This is a genomic window from Bacteroidia bacterium (assembly GCA_027493955.1).
Taxonomy (GTDB): domain Bacteria; phylum Bacteroidota; class Ignavibacteria; order SZUA-365; family SZUA-365; genus JAOSJT01.
In genome coordinates, this window is sequence record JAOSJT010000001.1 from 1,142,328 (window position 1) to 1,159,313 (window position 16,986).

The 16,986-nt window shown below is 56.6% G+C and carries 12 protein-coding genes and 1 tRNA gene; 6 read left to right on the forward strand and 7 right to left on the reverse strand.

Annotated features, from left to right (window positions below; all coding sequences use genetic code 11):
• Window positions 1–6 precede the first annotated feature (6 nt).
• A tRNA-Pro gene (locus M5R41_04570) sits at window positions 7–80 on the forward strand.
• 80 nt (window positions 81–160) lie between these two features.
• Here M5R41_04570 and M5R41_04575 read toward each other — a convergent pair.
• The 5 genes from M5R41_04575 to M5R41_04595 all read right to left on the reverse strand — a co-directional run bounded on the left by M5R41_04575 (window position 161) and on the right by M5R41_04595 (window position 10,289).
• Window positions 161–1,996: a hypothetical protein gene (locus M5R41_04575; protein ID MCZ7555661.1), complete on the reverse strand. Its 1,836-nt coding sequence runs from the start codon at window positions 1,994–1,996 to the stop codon at window positions 161–163.
• 187 nt (window positions 1,997–2,183) lie between these two features.
• Complete coding sequence (locus M5R41_04580; protein ID MCZ7555662.1) at window positions 2,184–3,233, reverse strand: PorV/PorQ family protein; 1,050 nt, start codon at window positions 3,231–3,233, stop codon at window positions 2,184–2,186.
• A 65-nt stretch (window positions 3,234–3,298) separates the two neighbouring features.
• Window positions 3,299–6,568, reverse strand: a complete 3,270-nt coding sequence (locus M5R41_04585; GenBank protein ID MCZ7555663.1) for a T9SS type A sorting domain-containing protein — start codon at window positions 6,566–6,568, stop codon at window positions 3,299–3,301.
• Between the two features lie 54 nt (window positions 6,569–6,622).
• Entirely contained in the window at window positions 6,623–9,586 is a 2,964-nt protein-coding gene (locus M5R41_04590) for a TonB-dependent receptor (protein MCZ7555664.1), read from the reverse strand.
• A 547-nt stretch (window positions 9,587–10,133) separates the two neighbouring features.
• Window positions 10,134–10,289, reverse strand: coding sequence for a hypothetical protein (locus M5R41_04595; protein ID MCZ7555665.1), 156 nt, complete (start codon window positions 10,287–10,289; stop codon window positions 10,134–10,136).
• Here M5R41_04595 and M5R41_04600 point away from each other — a divergent pair.
• Genes M5R41_04600 through M5R41_04615 form a run of 4 tightly spaced genes read left to right on the forward strand, consistent with a single transcriptional unit; the run spans window position 10,270 to window position 13,622 of the window.
• On the forward strand, window positions 10,270–12,009 hold the full coding sequence (locus M5R41_04600; GenBank protein ID MCZ7555666.1) for a carbon starvation protein A: 1,740 nt from the start codon (window positions 10,270–10,272) through the stop codon (window positions 12,007–12,009). The two genes, M5R41_04595 and M5R41_04600, sit on opposite strands and share 20 nt — an antisense overlap.
• 49 nt (window positions 12,010–12,058) lie before the next feature.
• Window positions 12,059–12,457, forward strand: coding sequence for a hypothetical protein (locus tag M5R41_04605; GenBank protein MCZ7555667.1), 399 nt, complete (start codon window positions 12,059–12,061; stop codon window positions 12,455–12,457).
• On the forward strand, window positions 12,454–12,741 hold the full coding sequence (locus M5R41_04610) for a hypothetical protein (GenBank protein ID MCZ7555668.1): 288 nt from the start codon (window positions 12,454–12,456) through the stop codon (window positions 12,739–12,741). Before M5R41_04605 ends, M5R41_04610 begins: the two co-directional genes overlap by 4 nt.
• An 11-nt stretch (window positions 12,742–12,752) precedes the next feature.
• Window positions 12,753–13,622 (forward strand): TRC40/GET3/ArsA family transport-energizing ATPase, encoded by an 870-nt coding sequence (locus M5R41_04615; protein ID MCZ7555669.1) that lies wholly within the window; start codon window positions 12,753–12,755, stop codon window positions 13,620–13,622.
• 24 nt (window positions 13,623–13,646) lie between these two features.
• Here the strand turns inward: M5R41_04615 and M5R41_04620 are convergent, their stop codons facing one another.
• A complete protein-coding gene (locus M5R41_04620) occupies window positions 13,647–14,543 on the reverse strand; it encodes an SdiA-regulated domain-containing protein (GenBank protein MCZ7555670.1) in 897 nt (298 codons plus the stop codon).
• A 134-nt stretch (window positions 14,544–14,677) separates the two neighbouring features.
• Between M5R41_04620 and M5R41_04625 the strand changes: the two genes are divergently transcribed.
• Entirely contained in the window at window positions 14,678–15,661 is a 984-nt protein-coding gene (locus M5R41_04625) for a malate dehydrogenase (GenBank protein ID MCZ7555671.1), read from the forward strand.
• Window positions 15,662–15,878: 217 nt separating this feature from the next.
• Here the strand turns inward: M5R41_04625 and mnmA are convergent, their stop codons facing one another.
• Window positions 15,879–16,979 (reverse strand): tRNA 2-thiouridine(34) synthase MnmA, encoded by a 1,101-nt coding sequence (gene mnmA, locus M5R41_04630; GenBank protein ID MCZ7555672.1) that lies wholly within the window; start codon window positions 16,977–16,979, stop codon window positions 15,879–15,881.
• Window positions 16,980–16,986 lie beyond the last annotated feature (7 nt).

The window sequence follows — 16,986 nt, forward strand, 5'->3', positions numbered from 1 at the left end:
CCGTTTCGGGGCGTGGCTCAGCCCGGTAGAGCGCTCGGTTCGGGACCGAGAGGTCGGAAGTTCAAATCTTCTCGCCCCGACGAAAAAAGGAAGTTCCATGAACTTCCTTTTTGTTTATCGGCGATTCGTGTACTCACCCAGCCTGCGACAGCACTGCGAACTACGGCGGCGACAGTTCCGCACCTCTCGAAAGTCCTTCCATGACGGCCTCGTGCAAAGGCATCACCGCGGGTGCGGCGGGGATGCGACCTCCAAAGCCGAGGTGACGGATTGTGAACATCTGCATCGCCGGGACTTCCGTGCGTTCCAGAACATCTTCGTGCATTCGCAGATTCGCCTTACCCGCGTGCTCTCTGAGCATATCCTCGATTTTCCTGCGTTCGACTCCCTCGCGTGCGCGGGCAGCAATGGCCCGCCGAAGCGCTGACCAATCCTGTATCCCGGCGTCGAGACGACGTTTCCCCAGAAGTTCGAAATATGACCAGCCATCAGGACCACGGAAAGGACCAGCTCTCTCCCCGATCGTGAGTCCGAATGCGCCGCGCCCCAGTATGCCCTGCTGCGCGACGCTAAACCACCCGAACACACCGCCCCTCTCCGTCGCACCATCGCGAAGAGATTCACGACCCGCAATGCTCCGTATATCCTCCCCTGCTTCAACTCTTCGTTTGACCTCGGCGGAAGTCTCCTGATCAGCACTGAGAACCTCCAGCAGCAGTACTTCGGGAAACGGGCCGAAAAGTTCAGGGTGGGTGATGTAGTATTGCCAGACACTGTCGTCGCTCGCGATGAACTGCTCCCAAAGTACGTCCGGGAGCATTTGCGCGAGTCCGCTGGAAACCCATCCCGCCATGTCGCGACGCACTTCATTACTCTGTTCCAGCCGCAAGGCGTACCCCAGCCTCACAAGCATCATGCGGTCCAGCACGTCGCGCACGCGCTGCGCGAATAGCTGTGGAAGTGTCCTTACGTCCTCGCGCTTCAGGCGGAGATCCAGCGCCTCCAGGCGGTCGAGCACTTCGCCGATAGTACAGAGCGTCTCCTGCCGGACCACCGCAAACGGCTGTTCCAGTTCTTTCGCGAACTGCGCACGGAGTTCCTCGAATGTTTCGCTCCGCGCGAGGAGCATATCCGCAGTGTCCGCAGCCGCTTGTGCGCGATATTCCCGCAACAGCGCCTCACCGATGCGACGGTATGCGGTTTCGTTCATGCGGGCAGTATCACCACGCCAGCAGCTTTGAACAAATGCGACGGTGCGAACAGCTTCACGCTCCCTCCGAAGATCCGCCTCGATGCGCCGGCCCTGCTTCTCCAGTTCATAGCGTGTGCGTATGGGATTGCCATGTTCGCGTTTCCGAAGCAGATACCAGAACCCGTCTATGAGAAGCGGAGCGGACACCGCACCGGCTTGCAGCGTAGCGGCAGCGCGTAACAGCGGTGATTCGGTCTCGACAGGCTGTGTGAATCGTAACGAATCCGCCATGCCTGTGTTTTGCTGCTCGACAAGAAGTGTGTCGAACGATACACCCGACATGATCAGACGATGTAAATTCCTGATGTTCCCCTCGTCGGGAGAAAGCAGGAATTCCACCTCGATCTCAGACTCCTCCTCAAGATACCGGGAAAGGATATCTTCATCCGTGATCCGAACGACAGCGCGCACACTGTCCCGGTACAGTTTGTCGCGCACGAACGCTTCCTCTGCCAGGCGATAATTCCGCACGAACCTGTCCTCTTCGGCCAGACCGAGACGGCGTGCCTCGGCAGCCAGCAGTCGCTCCGCAACGAGCGCATACAGAAAGTGCCGTTTGACGATCCCTGTGAGATCCACCCTGTCCTTGAGCGGGAACACCGTCAGTGCGTACCGCGAGCGGAATTCCCCCACGGTAATCGCCTCACCATTCACGGTGGCAAGGATATCGGAATCAGGTGCCGTCTGCGCTGCGACAACCGTTGAGAGAAGGAGAAAAAGCGATGTGAAGCAGAAGGATTTCATTCCGGTAATATACGATCTGCACGCATGAGTCCTCCCTACGTAAAAGATGCACGGCCACCGTGCTTTGTTGTGTGCAAGGGCAACACATGGCAGGCATGTTCGGATACCTTGCAGTCAGGGCGGGCTATGAATGGAAGCGCCCCTCGCCGTGGGAGCGAGGGGCGCAATACTTCTCTGTTGATCAGTATCAGAAGCCGACTTTCAGAGCGACGACGTGCTGATCCGAGAATGTTGTCCGGGTGCGGTATGCATAATCGAGGTACAGCTTGACACCGCCCGCCCATTGCTGCAAACCGAAGCCGAAGGCCGGGCCGTACATGTACCCGTCCTCTCCGTCAATATCGGTCTTCGCTTCATCGGTGATCGCATAGGAGCCACGGAGCGAAAGGAATTTGCTGAACGTATACTCCGCGCCGATACGATACTGATCGGTGACGAAGTTGTTGTTCTCAAATGATGTCATGAGCATGATGTCGTGCATCTCATCGAGTGCGCGGCGATAGGCAAAGCCGATTTCCAGCGAAGTCGGCAGCTGGAAACCCGCAGCGTCGATTTTCAGCAACTGGCCTGTGCGATCGGCACCCACCTCGTCCACCACACGGAAGAGGCCTGGACCGTCGTATTCCATATTGCCGCCAAGATGACGCAGCGTGACACCCATTTCGAGTCCGTTAATGCCGGCGAGACCACTGTATTGCACACCGACGTCAAATGCGAGTCCGCTGGTGCTCGCGCGTCCGAGCTCTTCCGAAATAAGGTTCACGGTGATACCGGAACGGATTCTATCCGTGAGCGCGCGTGAATACGAGAGCCCGAGCGTCAGGAACGTTGGCGAAAACGTGGCGCCCGTACCGTCGGGTTGGCGTTCGTCGGTGATCAGCATATCGCTGAAGGAAAAGGATTTGACAGAGAAGGCGATATGGCCGAGGCCTTCCACCAGACTGCCGATGACGAAGTAGCTGATGCCGTCGTTGTCGAGACCGTTCATTTGTGAAAACAGTACTTCGACACCATGGGGACTGCCGGAAAGACCGGCGGGATTGTAGTAAATGGCTTCCACGCCGGTAAGTCCGGCCGTGTAGGCGCTGCCGAGCGCGATTCCGCGCGCCCCGACAGGGATGAGCAGCTGATCGGCGGCAGCGGTGCCCTCCTTATTGCCGCTTTGCGCGAAGGCGGTGGACGCGGTCAGTACGAAGACCAGCAGCGCCATCGCTATATATCCGAGTCTTATGCGCATGAGTGTATCTCCTTTTTCTCGTTCGTTCGTTATTATCTTCTCGTTCAAAATGTCACCTGTACCGATCAGATGCGGTCAAGGAACTGCGTTTCGGTGATCACAGCGAGCTTGACGATGCGTTCCACACCCAGATCGGGCATTTCGATGTGGATGTAGTACAAACCGCTGGCTGCCGGAAGACCATTGTCATTCTGCAGATTCCAGGTGGCGTACTGCGTATTGTCGTTCTTTTCAAACGACGAAACGAGAACACCGGAGAGCGTGTACACTTTGAACTTCGCGCGCGGCGGAAGATGATTGAACGTAACGAAACGCTGATACTTGTTGCGCTCGCGCTTGTTGGCTCCGTAGTACGGGTTGGGAAATACGCTGATTTTGCTGATGTCATCCTGCGCGACCGTCTTTGAATAGGACGGCGCGAAGGTCGTAAACACGTATTTGTCGTCACCCGCGAACGGCACTTTAGGAGTGATGCGATACAGATCACCGTCTCTCCAGGCCTTGGTCACACCGACATACTGCGGCAGAAGCATATACCAGCCCCAGTACATGATCGGCATGGTGTTTCCATTCCGCTGCAGGGAGAAATTCGACGCGGACCAATCGGGATTCGGCGTGTCGCTGTACGGGTAATCGAGGATGAACAGCATCTCGCGATCGTCTGCCGAGGCGGTGGGATTGTATATCCGGTTGTTTCCGGGTCTGTTCACCTGTTCAACCCACGCATAGGATAGCTGGCGATGATTGGCGGGATCCGGATCGGACACGTCCCAGATTTGAATGGGTGATTCAAAATAACCGATGTACGCGTAGTTGACGGGCGACGTACCACGGTTGAAGAGGTAGCCCTTCGAGGGTTTCTTCGAATCGAAGCGGATCTCAACGACCTTTTTAATGTCGTACGACTTCAGGCTGCTTCCGAAGTTCGAAGGATTCAGGGTAATGGCCATGGACGTGTTGCCCATCTGCCAGGAATAGCCACCCGTGCCCTTCGTTGATTCGAAGGCTTCGAATACCTCGGGACCACCATCCCATTCGATGCGCAGAATTTCGTCGTGGTTGGACTTGGGATCGCCGGCATCGTAACCGTCCTTGGTGAACTGCTTGTAGTAACCGGTTCCGGATACGCCGATCTTGAAGCCATCAACGATATAGAACTCTTTCTCCAGGCCTTCCATGGAAGACGAGCGGTTCACGACCACCTTGTTCTTGGTGATGTTCGTCAGCGTCCAGGAAGAATAATTTTCCACAGTCAGGGTCTCGTCCACGACACCATCGAGATTATGATCGTACGGAGTTTCCACCTGACCGAGAGGATTGAACGTCACCTCGTAGGTATCGCCTGTCATTTCCAGGGGATCCACGACCATGACGTCCACGAAACCAGCCGATTTACCGCTGGTATGCGCGACGGGAAGGTGTTCGTCTATTTTTTCGCCGAAACGCCAGCCCGGATCGTAGTCCTGAGGACGCACTTCAAGAATCACCGGCGACGACTCCAACTGACGCGGAGAGGCGTCGGGTGCCTTGTTGAAACCGTACGCTGTCACGGCAAAGTAGTATGGCTGATTGTTCACGAGCGGACGATCGGTCAGCACATCCGTGGTAACATCGTACATGCGCTGTACGCCGCCATCATTTCCATACTGCCGCGGCATCTCAAGCACGAGACCGGATTTTTCGTCTATGATCTCGTCGAAAATCACGGAGACGCCGTCACTGATGTCGTAGGTTGCGAGTCGTATACCGTCCTCAAGCGGTGAGCTGCCGGTCGGGAACTGATACACATTGTAGCCCTGGAACTCGAAGCCGCGGTCGTTGTGATTCTCGATGCGGTTGACCAGAGCGGGATCGCCCCAGTGAAGGATCACACGCTTCGGAAGCAAGGTGACGTTCACATTCGGCGAAGGAGGTGCCTTGGGAAGATCGAATTGGTTGTCGAACGCGAGCTGCGCGAACTTGTCGTAGAATTTGAGCACCTTGATGCTGCTCAATCTGTCCGCACCCTGCGCAACGATGGTGGAAACCACCACTTCCTGCGTGTCGCCTACCGCAAGGGTAAAGGGACCGGCAGTCATCAGAATACGCCGGTCACCGGGCGCGTTGATGATGCCATCCACCCATCCGTCTCCGGTAAGCGGGTCGCCGGCAAGACACACCGAGACCTCACGCCCGGTGGTCGGGTCAATGTACAGACGACCATTCCAGAGACGTCCGATCATGTAATTGTACATGTGCAAGGAGCCCTGCGGATCTTTCAGAGTGGGGTCGCGATACACGGAGCTGCCGTTGATGTAAAACGCGAACGTGGACACCTTCAGGTTTCTATACCCTTGACGATGTCCGAAGTTGTACACCGCTTCGTCTCCGGCGCTCGGAACAATGGGTCCCTGGAAGAAGTCGTAGCCGGCTGCCGGCGGAATTCCGTAGGTTTCGTCCTTTGCGTAACCATTGTACACGTAGCCCAGGCTGAGCAGTGTATCGATGCCCACGAAGTCGTCCATTGCATCCCCGAGGTCAGGGTCGGACCATTTCGAGAAATAAGCATCGGTGAGGTCGTCCGTTCCTTTATTGATCACGGTGTACTTTTTGAACACCATGTTCGCGAGCGGACCCGTCTGGGCATAGGCCCACACGAGCGTGTGCAATTCGATGCCGATCGGCTGCACACCGTAGAGGTTGAGCGTACGGCGGCTGTCGAGATCGTTGGAGACGAACCACACTGTTTCGTCGCCCGGGAGCAGGGGCGTATCAGACTTGCAGCTGTCATACCCGGCTTCGAGGAATTCCTGAAAATCCGGTTCATAGATGCCGTTACCGTTGCGGTCCCTCCACGGAGCACCGAACTGTACCGGCCACTGGTCGTAGTCGAGTTTCATCTGCTGTTGGAAGGCCGCTTCCAGGGCCGCATACTGATCGGGATCCACTTTGCGAATCTTGAACAGGCGATGCAAAGGATCGTTGGGATCGGCGGCGGTGCCGTCGGGTTTGATGTTTCCGGCCTGCAGACCGGGATTGTAGGTGGCGCCTCCTACACGGACGCTACCCTGCACGCGACCGCCCCAGATGATACCATCGGTGAAGATCGCGTATTTCGCCGAACCGTTGGGCCATTCAAAGCCCGAACCGGACGACAAGGGGTTATGCGACATGCGGCCGTTGTTCGACATCCACATGAGGCAGTTGTTCACCGAGATGAAATCCCAATGATCGTTTTTCAAATCCTTGGCGAGAGAGGGATCCTGTTTTTTCTCGCCCTCGGGTGAGGTCGCGTAGGCCGGCAAGGCGAACGAGAGCAACAACAGAGGGATGAGAACATGTGTGAAGTTTTTCATGTATCTGATCTCCAGTTTTCTGATCCAGTGACGTTGCGAGTGACTTTCGGCGGGTTAGAAATTCACCCGCATGCCCAGCCAGATGCGGCGAGGGGCACCGAAAACGCCGGCGTTCATCAGGGCATTCTGGTAGTAGAAATCCTGATAGAGCTGCCCGAAAATTTCATCGTACGATGCATAGGTCGCGATCTGCTTCTGGCCGTCATCGGAGGCAAGATAGTTGTTGCTTTCCGCGCTGCCGGAGGTTGCATATACACCGGTGATGTTCTTGATATTCAGAACGTTCGTGCAACGAATGTAGAAATTCGCGTTGACCGGGCCGATGGGCACGGTTTTGTCGATATTCATGTCGAGCTGGAACACCCACGGCGTGCGGGAGGAGTTGATTTCCTCTATCGGCACGCGGCGGTCTCCAAAACTGAACTCGTTGACTCGCGTATATGGTGTGCCACTGTTGAAGGAGAAGAGCAGGTTGATGCCGAAACGTTCGAGGGGTTTGACACCGAACAATTCCGGACCGTCGTCACCACCGAAACGGTAGTCCATATTGATGGATCCACGGTGCGTCTGATCGAACGCCAGGGTCATCGGATACTTCGGAAGGAACGGCGTTTCCGTGGGCGACAGCCAGAGTGCGCGGAAGGACGTGGAGGGGCTCGAGCCGGTTCCGCGGGCATCGGAATACGTGTAATTCGTGGTGAGATAAATACGCTCCGTGCGACGCATCGTCATCTGTAACGACACACCCATGGTGGTGGCGAAATCGCCGTTCACCCAGGCGTAATACGCGGGATGCTCCGCACCGAATTCGGCGGTCACCATGCGCTGCTGGATCTGATCACGGATGTCCTTGTAGAAGGCACCGATATCGAACGCGAGGTTGTCACCGAGCTGCTGCCGGAAACCGAAGTCATACTGAATGGTTTTCTCGGGACGAAGTCCGAAGCCGACCGGGCTGCTGATGGCATATCCACCTTTGATCTGTGATGCGATGGTCGCATTACCGAGGTAGACGTCGCGCAAACGGGATTGCTGGACGAAAATACCATACTGGGCGTAGAACACGGTCTGATCGGTTACCGGGAAGGAGAAACCGATACGCGGGCTGACGGTTGCCGAAGGATCCACGTCACGGAGATTATCCGGGCTTTGATCAATCAACCCTTCGGGCGTGAACTTGATATTGGCCGGATTGACAAACACTTTCGAATTCGTGTTGATGTAGTCGTAGCGCAGACCGACATTGACGACCAGATCCTCGAATTCCATTTTGTCGAGCAGGTAGAATGCCGCGAACACCGGTGTTTTCGGTCCGTCGGGACCGCTATCCAGGCGGCGGCCGTAGTAATCATAGCCGTAATTGCTCGTACCGCTGGAACCGGCGATCTCGAGCGCGTTGGCGTCCGGATTCAGGCGCAGAAAGGATGCAAGACCGAAAGCATCCACACCAAATGAGCGGATCGAATACTGAGTGAATTCACCACCCGTCTTGATTTCGTGCTGGCGTCCAATCTGATGCACAAAGTTGATCTTCGCCTGCACGGAGTTGAATGCGGACTTGCCATAGCCGGCACCAATGGGATATCCTTCCGGAACAAAGCTGGCGCCGAACGCGGTCACTGCCAACTCGGGAATACCATCGGCAAGAAGATGATACCCGAATGCGGCGTTCGCTACGGAATCGCCGTACTGGAAGATGTTGTGCCTCAAATCGGGATCCATCTGAACGCCGAAATTGCCGAAGTAGCCGAGATAAATTTCGTAGAACGTGGACGGACTGAGAAGATGCGTGAATTTGGTGTTGATGCTGTAATCCTCGCTCTCGCTCAAGCTCGCGCGTTTCTCCGCGAGTTGCGTGGTCAAACCAGCTCCGCCGCGACCGGTGCCGTAGCCGTAGGAACCGTCCACACGCACGTTGATCGGGTTGAGGTCGAAGGTGAGGTTACCATTCAGCAGGTAGCTCTCGTTCGCTGCGTTCAGGAAGAGCCCACCCGGGAAGCGATAGTCCACTTTTTGGGCGGCGGATCCCAGACGGGGATCGAAAATACCGACCTTGGCCTGTTCCTCTGGCGGCAGCAGCGCATGCGCTTCGGTCTGACGCAGGAGAGGATCGTACTTCGTCGTGAGATCGTAATCCTCGCGCCAGCCGGAGGATGGCGTACGGCTGAAGGAATTCTGTCCTGCGACGAAAAACTTTACCGGTCCGAACAGTGGTCCACCCGCCGTGAGAATATAGACACTGCTTCCGGTGGAGTAGGTACCCAGAGTTTTTTCGCCGATAGGAGCGTAGTTATCGGTATAGGCCTCGAATTCAAAATTGAGCTTGCGGCCACCGGTGCGCGTGGTCGTGCTGATGAGACCGGCATTGGCGCCGCCGAATTCGGCCGAGTAACCGCCCGCCTGCAAACTCTGCTCGGCGATGGCGTTGGAGATGACCGACAGCGAGCGACCGCCGAACAGCGGGTTGTTGACCGACATGCCGTTGATAACGTAGCCGGTTGCGTCGGCACGGCTGCCGCGGACAAAGATTGTGCCGCCAATGGAAACAACACCGGCCTGAAGCGCGGTGATGCTTTCGACACCGCGAACGGGAAGGTTCTCGATATCTTCCTGCGTCACCGTGGTCTTGCTGTTGGTGACGTTTTTGTCGACCAGCGGTTTTTGAGCGACGATAATGACCTCATCCATCTTGTACGACTCCGAGGGGAGTTGCACATCCTTGATCGAGGTCTCATTGGAACGCACGAGGATGTTTTCGATGGTGATGGGTTTGTACCCGATATAGCTTGCCTTGAGTGTGGCCTTGCCGATCGGCACATTGAGAATGACGAAGCCGCCGTTGACGTCCGTCGCGGCGCCGCGGGATGTACCGCCCACTTCGACGATAATGTTCGCCCCGATCAGGGGTTCACCGGTCTCAAGGTCAGTTACTTTTCCTGACACCTTGCCGGTCTGGGCCAGCAAGACCGCGGGAGCGAGGATCAGGAGAAGCAGAACTGCCAGTAGCGTTTTGTGCATACGAGCCTCCAAAGGTTTCTACGCAGATGACTATCGTTGATGCATTTTCGTTTTCAGTGTCACCGGATGTGCCATGCATCCGGCCGGGGAGTCAATCAGTGTTTGAGAGCTTACGAACCAGTTGCGCCAAGCCTCGGGATCGTAACGATGCCAGAGCGATTGTGCGCATATTAGCTAGACACGAATACCGGGAATGCGTTACATGCCTGAACGCCCCGCCACGGCAGCGCGCGGGCGGAAGTTCGGTGCGGGAAAGGATGGAAGACGAATCGTCGTCGTAGCAAGTGCATCCGGTTCGGTCAACGGTTCATGCCGGCTGTTCCGGCGAAGGTTCGGCGGCTGCATGTGCATTCGCCGCATCTTCAAATATCAGATTATTCAATCTGCTTTCCAAGCGCTCGCGTTGTTTTTTCAACACGGACGTCAGCAGACTCCGGGGTTGGTAGCGCGTGGATCGTTTGAACTTAATGTAATGACTCCCTCATGATTCTGCAACGATTTCCCCGTGCGAGGATATCCGTAACGCACCGAAGCAGCACCCCGCCGGTCACAACATCCAGACAAACGCTTCGCTGCTCTTCGGAGAATTCTGTTCTCTCTTCCCGGGGAAAATCGTAAGTTGCGGACTGTTTCCGCCGCCCGGTCGGGCAGCGATCTTTTCCACACCATCGGAGCGTGTTGCGATGCAGGCAATGCTGATCATGATTGGCTCCTTCGTCGGGTATCTGCTGATGTACCGGTTCTATGGCCGGTATATCGGACGAAGGATTTTTTCTATAAATGACCAGACAGTTCCGCCTTCCGTCGCTCTGCGGGATGACATCGATTTCGTTCCGACACGCAAGGAAGTGATTTTCGGACATCATTTCACTTCGATTGCGGGCACGGGACCGATCGTCGGACCGGCGATCGCCATCATCTGGGGATGGGCCCCGGCGCTGTTATGGGTGTTTGTCGGAAGCATCGTGATGGGCGCCGTACATGATTTCGGATCACTGATCATCTCGATGCGGAATCAGGGAAAATCCATATCCGATTACACGTCACGATACGTCAACAGCCGGACCCGCTACCTCTTCTTCATCATCGTGTTTCTCGAACTCTGGATAGTGATTTCGATTTTCGGGATGGTTATCGCGGTGATTTTTCACATGTTTCCCGAATCCGTCGTCCCGGTCTGGCTGCAGATTCCCATCGCGGTCGCGCTTGGGTACGGCATGTACCGTCGCGGCTGGAGTGTCGCGCGCTCCTCATTCGCGGCGGTCGTGCTCATGTATCTGAGCATGGTGCTCGGTGCCTGGATACCTCTTGATTTGCCGGTCATCGCGGGAATACCACCGACGGGGATGTGGACGCTTGTTCTGCTGGCATACGCCTGGATCGCCTCCACCCTGCCGGTGACCACATTGCTCCAACCGAGAGATTTCATCAATGCGTATCAGCTCCTCATTGCCATGGGTCTTCTCGTGTTTGGAGCCATAGCGGCAGCGTTGACCATGAATCTTGAAGTGGTCGCACCCGCGTTTCAGGCCGCACCCGCCGACACACCACCGCTATGGCCCTTTCTTTTTATCACCATCGCCTGCGGGGCGATCAGCGGATTTCATGCCCTCGTCTCTTCAGGCACCTCGGCGAAGCAGGTTCGATCGGAGAGTGATTCTCTTTTTGTCGGTTATGGCTCCATGCTCGTTGAGGGCGCCCTCGCCACCGTGGTCATCATCGCTGTCGCGGCCGGTATCGGTCTCGGTTTGCAGGATGCGGCCAGTGGCACCGTGTTGACCGGGACGGCGGCATGGAGCAGTCTCTACTCCTCCTGGGCAGCGGCGCAGGGCATGGGATCGAAGATCACCGCGTTCGTGGACGGATCGGCGAACATGATAGGGGCAATCGGAATACCGCGGGACCTGGCAGTGGTGCTGATGGGGGTGTTTGTCGCTTCCTTCGCCGGTACGACACTGGACACGGCCACGCGTATACAGCGCTATGTGGTGACCGAGTTGTTTACGGGTCTGCACGTACGCGCCTTCGGGAACCGTCAGGTGGCGACAGGTTTCGCGGTCATCACCGCGGCCTTGCTCGCCTTCGCTTCAGGTGCGGATGGACAGGGCGCTCTCAGCCTCTGGCCTCTGTTTGGAGCGGTGAATCAGACGCTCGCCGCCCTGGCGCTTATCATCGTGACGTTGTATTTGCGGCAGCGGGGCGGCTTGAAATGGATCACAGCGGGGATTCCGGCGGTGTTCATGAGCGTCATGACCTTGTGGGCGAGCATTCTGAATCAGTTCGATTACGGCGCATCCAACAACATCCTGCTTCAGATCATCAATGCGGTGATCGTTCTGATTGTGGTCTGGATTATCATCGAAGGCGTCCGCGCGTTTCTGCAACCGCAAAAGATGTCCGCAACCATCGCATCGGAATCGTGATATGCACGAACGCATACGACGACGGTTAATACGGACCTGGAGAGTCGTCATGGCGCTTCCTTTCAGCGCTTCGCTGGTCGCACAGTATCTGCGCGAGTCGGGTCTGCTTGCACCGTTGCTCCGCGAGGACTCTCCCGCGGTCGCGGTAGTCCTGCTCTGCCTCGCCGCAGCGGGAGGGCTTGCGTTGCCGATGATGTACCGCATCTTGTTTTCCCGTGCGCATCGGACGCGGGAAAGCGTGCCGCCGGATGCGTTTTTCCGCTTCGAAAACAATGCCATTGTGCTGGCGTCCTTTCCCGCATGGTGTTTGCTCGCCGACATTCTCCTCGGACTCTCACTCCTTTTCACGTCCGCCATCCTGCTCATGGCACTGTATGCGGCCTACGCGCATTTTCCATCCGGCAGGCTGCTGTCCGCGGACGCACACACATTCCGCGTCCGACTATGAAATCACTCACAGACATGCTCGATGCATTACGTCAGGCACTTGCGACCCTCGACGCGGTGCAGCGCGGGAAGGCGGTGGACATCGTGCAATGGGAATATGAGGAATTGCGTCACATCTTTGCGCTCCTCGTTCTCGGCAGTGCGACTGGCATGCCGACCCCTCCACCGGAGATCGGTCTCGGCCTTCTGCCGCTCATGGAGGAGGAATTGCGGATGATGCTGGATAGGATGGAAACAGCTCACACGCCCCTTTCGAAGCTCTTTTCATCGCTTTCGGTGGGATGATGGCTCCGCGTTTGTCTTTTTTTACCGGCAAAGGCGGCGTTGGAAAATCCACGTTGTCGTCGCTCTACGCCCTCGCGCAGGCAAAGCGCGGCGGACAGGTGCTGCTGATTTCCATGGATCCCGCACACAATCTGGGCGACATTTTTCAACGCGAGCTCGGAGAAGAAGAAGTTCGCTGCGCGGATGGTCTGCTGGTGTGTGAACCCGACATCCGGGAATGGAGCAAGAGGTATATACACGACATCGAGGAGCAGGTGCGCGCTTCGTACCGCTATCTGACCGCGCTGAATCTCGATGGGTATTTTTCGGTGCTGCGCCACTCACCCGGACTGGAGGAGTACGCGATGACCCTGATATTTCGCACGCTGCTCGAACGGCATTCCGGGCTCGATGCTCTTGTATTCGATATGCCTCCGACGGCACTCACGCTTCGCTTCCTCGCGTCTCCATCCATTTCCCGAATCTGGCTCGAACAACTCATCGCACTGCGCAGGGCCATGCTTGAACGGAAGGAGATGATCACCACAGTGACGCTCGGCAGGCGGGTCATTGAGACAGACAGGATAGTACGTCGTCTCGAAGTCGAGCGTGAAACCGCGCATTCGGCCGAGGCGTTGTTTCGCGATAAGAGAACGACCTTTTTCGTTGTGCGAAATCCCGATACGCTTTCCGCAAAAGAGGCGAAACGGATTCAAGGCGAGATGGCGGCCTTGGACCTCTCCCCCGTCCATTTGCTTCTGAACAAGATGGAAGCCGATGCCGCCGGGTCTCCCGCCGCAGCAGAGGCATTCGCGGTGTTTCCGTACTCCCCTGCGGAATTGTGCGGACTCCCGGCGCTCGAGAAGTACCTCACGAGTATCAGCAGCAACTTCGGCGAATGAAGCGGACACTGCTCGTGCGCTGCTTCAGCGCTTCGACATGGGATACAGCGTCAATGTCCCATTTTTTTTTCCTTCATCCGCGATTACGAGCTCTCCACCCCGTAGAAAGGTGATTCCCTCCGGTTGCGGATGCGCCTTTTTCGCCAAGCGTGCGTGTCCGAGGATGGCTCCCTCGGCGGAGAGCTCCACGAGATACTGTCCCTTGGAGCTGAGCAGAAAAAATGTGCCGCTTTGCGGATTGCGCTCGATTCCGGAAAATCCGTTATCGTTTTTCCCGGTGATACGGCCGAGTTGTGAACGGGAAAGCACGAAGCGGGGTGCGGATTTCAATCGTTTGTCGGTTAGGGAAAATGCCCACACCGCTCTGTCCCCCACCGTTCGGGTACCGGCGTATTCCTTACAGGCAAGCAGGAGTTCGTTTCGTACAGGATCGTAGCAGAGCCCCTCGACATCGTTTCGACGTGAGAGAGCGGTTTTGTACACCGTATACTTCGCGTTTCCCGTTGTGCCCGGATCGCTGAACGCGAAGAGCGTGCCGGCGCTGTTCACAAGCCAGATCTGCTCTCCAGCTACCGCTATTCCCTCGAAATCCTCGCGTGCAAGCCCCCTTCCAAGATCGAAGCTCCTGATCTGCTTACCGCTCCAGGGTTCCAGCACATAGATGCGCCCCGCTTCATCGTTGTGCGCATAGAGTTTACCGTCGGAGGTGAGTGCCAGTCCTGAAATTTCGGAAAGCGCAGAAGGGAGTCGTTTAACGGACGCGCTTTTTTCGGACACATCGAAACGATGCAGCAAAGCTGTTTGGGCGAAGAGAGTCTGTTGCGCGATACCGCCGGAGAGCAGCAGCGAAAGGACGAGCAGCGTCACGTATGACCGATGGGCTGGTTGAAGCTGCAGAGGGAGCGAATGTTCAATGTGCATGGGCCTTCACAATTTTTTCCGCGAAAAAAAAGATACGGCACTTGAAATTGAACAAAAAACTGAGTAGCATTCATTTCCGATTCCGGAACTCCCAATTATCCATAGTATTTGCACCTGAACACATGAGGTCCCCAATGTCCAACACCGTTTCTGTTGCCGTAACCGGCGCCGCCGGAGCGATCGGATACGCTCTGCTTCCCCGTATTGCCTCCGGCCAGTTACTTGGTCCCGACACCCGTATATCCTTGCGTCTCCTCGAACTTCCAGTCGCCATGGCCTCCCTGGAGGGCGTCGTCATGGAACTCGACGATTGTGCCTTCCCGCTGCTGGACAGCATTCACATTACCGACGACCCCGCCGTCGCTTTCGAGGGCGTTTCCTGGGCGATGCTTGTCGGCTCCAAACCGCGTACGAAGGGCATGGAGCGCAACGATTTGATCCGTGACAACGGACCGATTTTCGTCGGTCAGGGGAAAGCCCTGCTGAAAGCCGCCACGGACGTTCGTGCCGTCGTCGTCGGCAATCCCTGCAATACGAACGCGCTGATCGCAATGCACAACGCACAGGATATTCCGCGCGATCGCTTTTCGGCGATGACCCGGCTGGACCAGAATCGCGCCGCCGCGCAGCTCGCGAAGAAGGCGGGTGTCGGCGTGGCAGAAATCACGAACATGACCATCTGGGGGAATCATTCGGCGACGCAGTATCCCGACACCGAAAACGCGAAAATCGGTGGAAAACCTGTACGCGACGTCATTTCCGACGTGGAGTGGCTTCAGGGGGATATGATCAAGAAAGTACAACAGCGTGGCGCGGAAATCATCAACGCGCGCGGCAGTTCCTCCGCTTTCAGTGCGGCGAATGCTTCCATTGACCATGTTCGCAGCCTTCGTGCAAAAACACCGGACGGCGACTGGTATTCCGCCGCCATCGTTTCCGACGGAAGTTACGGCATACCCGAGGGGCTCATCTTCTCCTATCCGCTCGTGAGCGACGGCAGCGGTAACTGGAGTATCGTGCAGGGTCTCGAGCACAGCGATTTCGCCAAGGACAAAGTGGCGAAAACCGTTGAGGAACTCCTTGCCGAACGCGAGGTGGTCAAGGATCTGCTCTCCTGACAAGCTCCCGGACAATCCTCACCAGAATACACGCAGGTACGTTTCGACGTACCTGCTTTATTTTTTTCAGCATACGCACGCGGATGAAAACGGATTGGAGCGGATTTTCGCGGGTTTTCACGCCCGCCGCATGGAACTGCAAGGTGTTTGAACCAGATCGCGGAAACTCCGCATTTGCTGTATGCAGGATGCGTTCAACCCCACTTCAGGTCCGTGATCATTCAGGAACTTCCTCGATCACCCCTCCTCCGACGACGTCTTCACCGTCATACCACACCGTTGACTGACCTCTCGTAATGGCGCTCTTCGCCTCGTCAAATTCGATACGAATGCGGCCGTTCCCGAGCGGATACAAGGTCGCCGGCGCTGCAGTATCTTTGTAGCGAATTTTCGCTTCAACACGGACCGGAGCTTCGGGGAAGGGGTACTTCTGCATGGTGACGTCCCCCGCGACGCAGCTGCGCCGGAGCAGTTCGTTTTTTCGACCGACGGTGACGGTGTTCGACGCAGCGTCGATACCTGTCACATACAGCGCCTCTCCGGCAGCCACGTTGAGACCCCTGCGCTGTCCGATGGTATAAAACGGGTAGCCGTCGTGCCGACCAATCTCTTTTCCCTCAAAGAGTACGCTGCCGCCGGCTACACGCTGTTCCAGGCCCTTCACATTTTCGCGAAGAAAGCGGGTGTAGTCATTATCGGGAATGAAGCAGATTTCGTAGCTTTCGCGCTTGACGGCGGTCCGCAAACCACGTGATTCGGCCCATGCACGGGTTTCAGCCTTCGTCCAATCTCCAAGGGGCAACACCGTGCATGCCAGGCTCTCCTGCGACACGGCCCAGAGTGCGTATGACTGGTCCTTGGCGCTGTCTCTTCCACGTGATATCCACCTGCGTCCGTTCGCGGGATCGAAGCCCAGTCGCGCGTAATGCCCCATGGCCACCACATCCGCGCCAATCTCCATCCCCTTGCGAATCAGTTCCTCCCATTTGATCTTCCGGTTGCAGATGACGCACGGATTGGGCGTACTACCTTCCATATAGGTTGCGATGAAGCGGTCAATGACATTCTCGCGGAATGGCTGCGAAAAATCGAACACATAATGCGGGATGCCGAGTTGCGCACACACTTCCCTGGCGTCATTGATACCGTCAAGTGAGCAACAACTAGTATCGTTGGCCGCATTACCGCCTATGTCGTCATAGTTGTACGTTTTTATCGTAACACCGATCACATCATGGCCGGCTTCGACCAGGATACCCGCCGCAACACTGGAATCTATCCCTCCCGACATACCGACGACGATTCGTTTCTTCTCCACTGCATTC

Excerpts from the sequence above, each read along its gene's own strand:
- M5R41_04575 (MCZ7555661.1), bottom strand. The coding sequence starts at position 1,996 with ATGAAATCCTTCTGCTTCACATCGCTTTTTCTCCTTCTCTCAACGGTT.
- M5R41_04580 (MCZ7555662.1), bottom strand. The coding sequence starts at position 3,233 with ATGCGCATAAGACTCGGATATATAGCGATGGCGCTGCTGGTCTTCGTA.
- M5R41_04585 (MCZ7555663.1), bottom strand. The coding sequence starts at position 6,568 with ATGAAAAACTTCACACATGTTCTCATCCCTCTGTTGTTGCTCTCGTTC.
- M5R41_04590 (MCZ7555664.1), bottom strand. The coding sequence starts at position 9,586 with ATGCACAAAACGCTACTGGCAGTTCTGCTTCTCCTGATCCTCGCTCCC.
- M5R41_04600 (MCZ7555666.1), top strand. The coding sequence starts at position 10,270 with ATGCAGGCAATGCTGATCATGATTGGCTCCTTCGTCGGGTATCTGCTG.
- M5R41_04595 (MCZ7555665.1), bottom strand. The coding sequence starts at position 10,289 with ATGATCAGCATTGCCTGCATCGCAACACGCTCCGATGGTGTGGAAAAG.
- M5R41_04605 (MCZ7555667.1), top strand. The coding sequence starts at position 12,059 with ATGGCGCTTCCTTTCAGCGCTTCGCTGGTCGCACAGTATCTGCGCGAG.
- M5R41_04610 (MCZ7555668.1), top strand. The coding sequence starts at position 12,454 with ATGAAATCACTCACAGACATGCTCGATGCATTACGTCAGGCACTTGCG.
- M5R41_04620 (MCZ7555670.1), bottom strand. The coding sequence starts at position 14,543 with ATGCACATTGAACATTCGCTCCCTCTGCAGCTTCAACCAGCCCATCGG.
- M5R41_04625 (MCZ7555671.1), top strand. The coding sequence starts at position 14,678 with ATGTCCAACACCGTTTCTGTTGCCGTAACCGGCGCCGCCGGAGCGATC.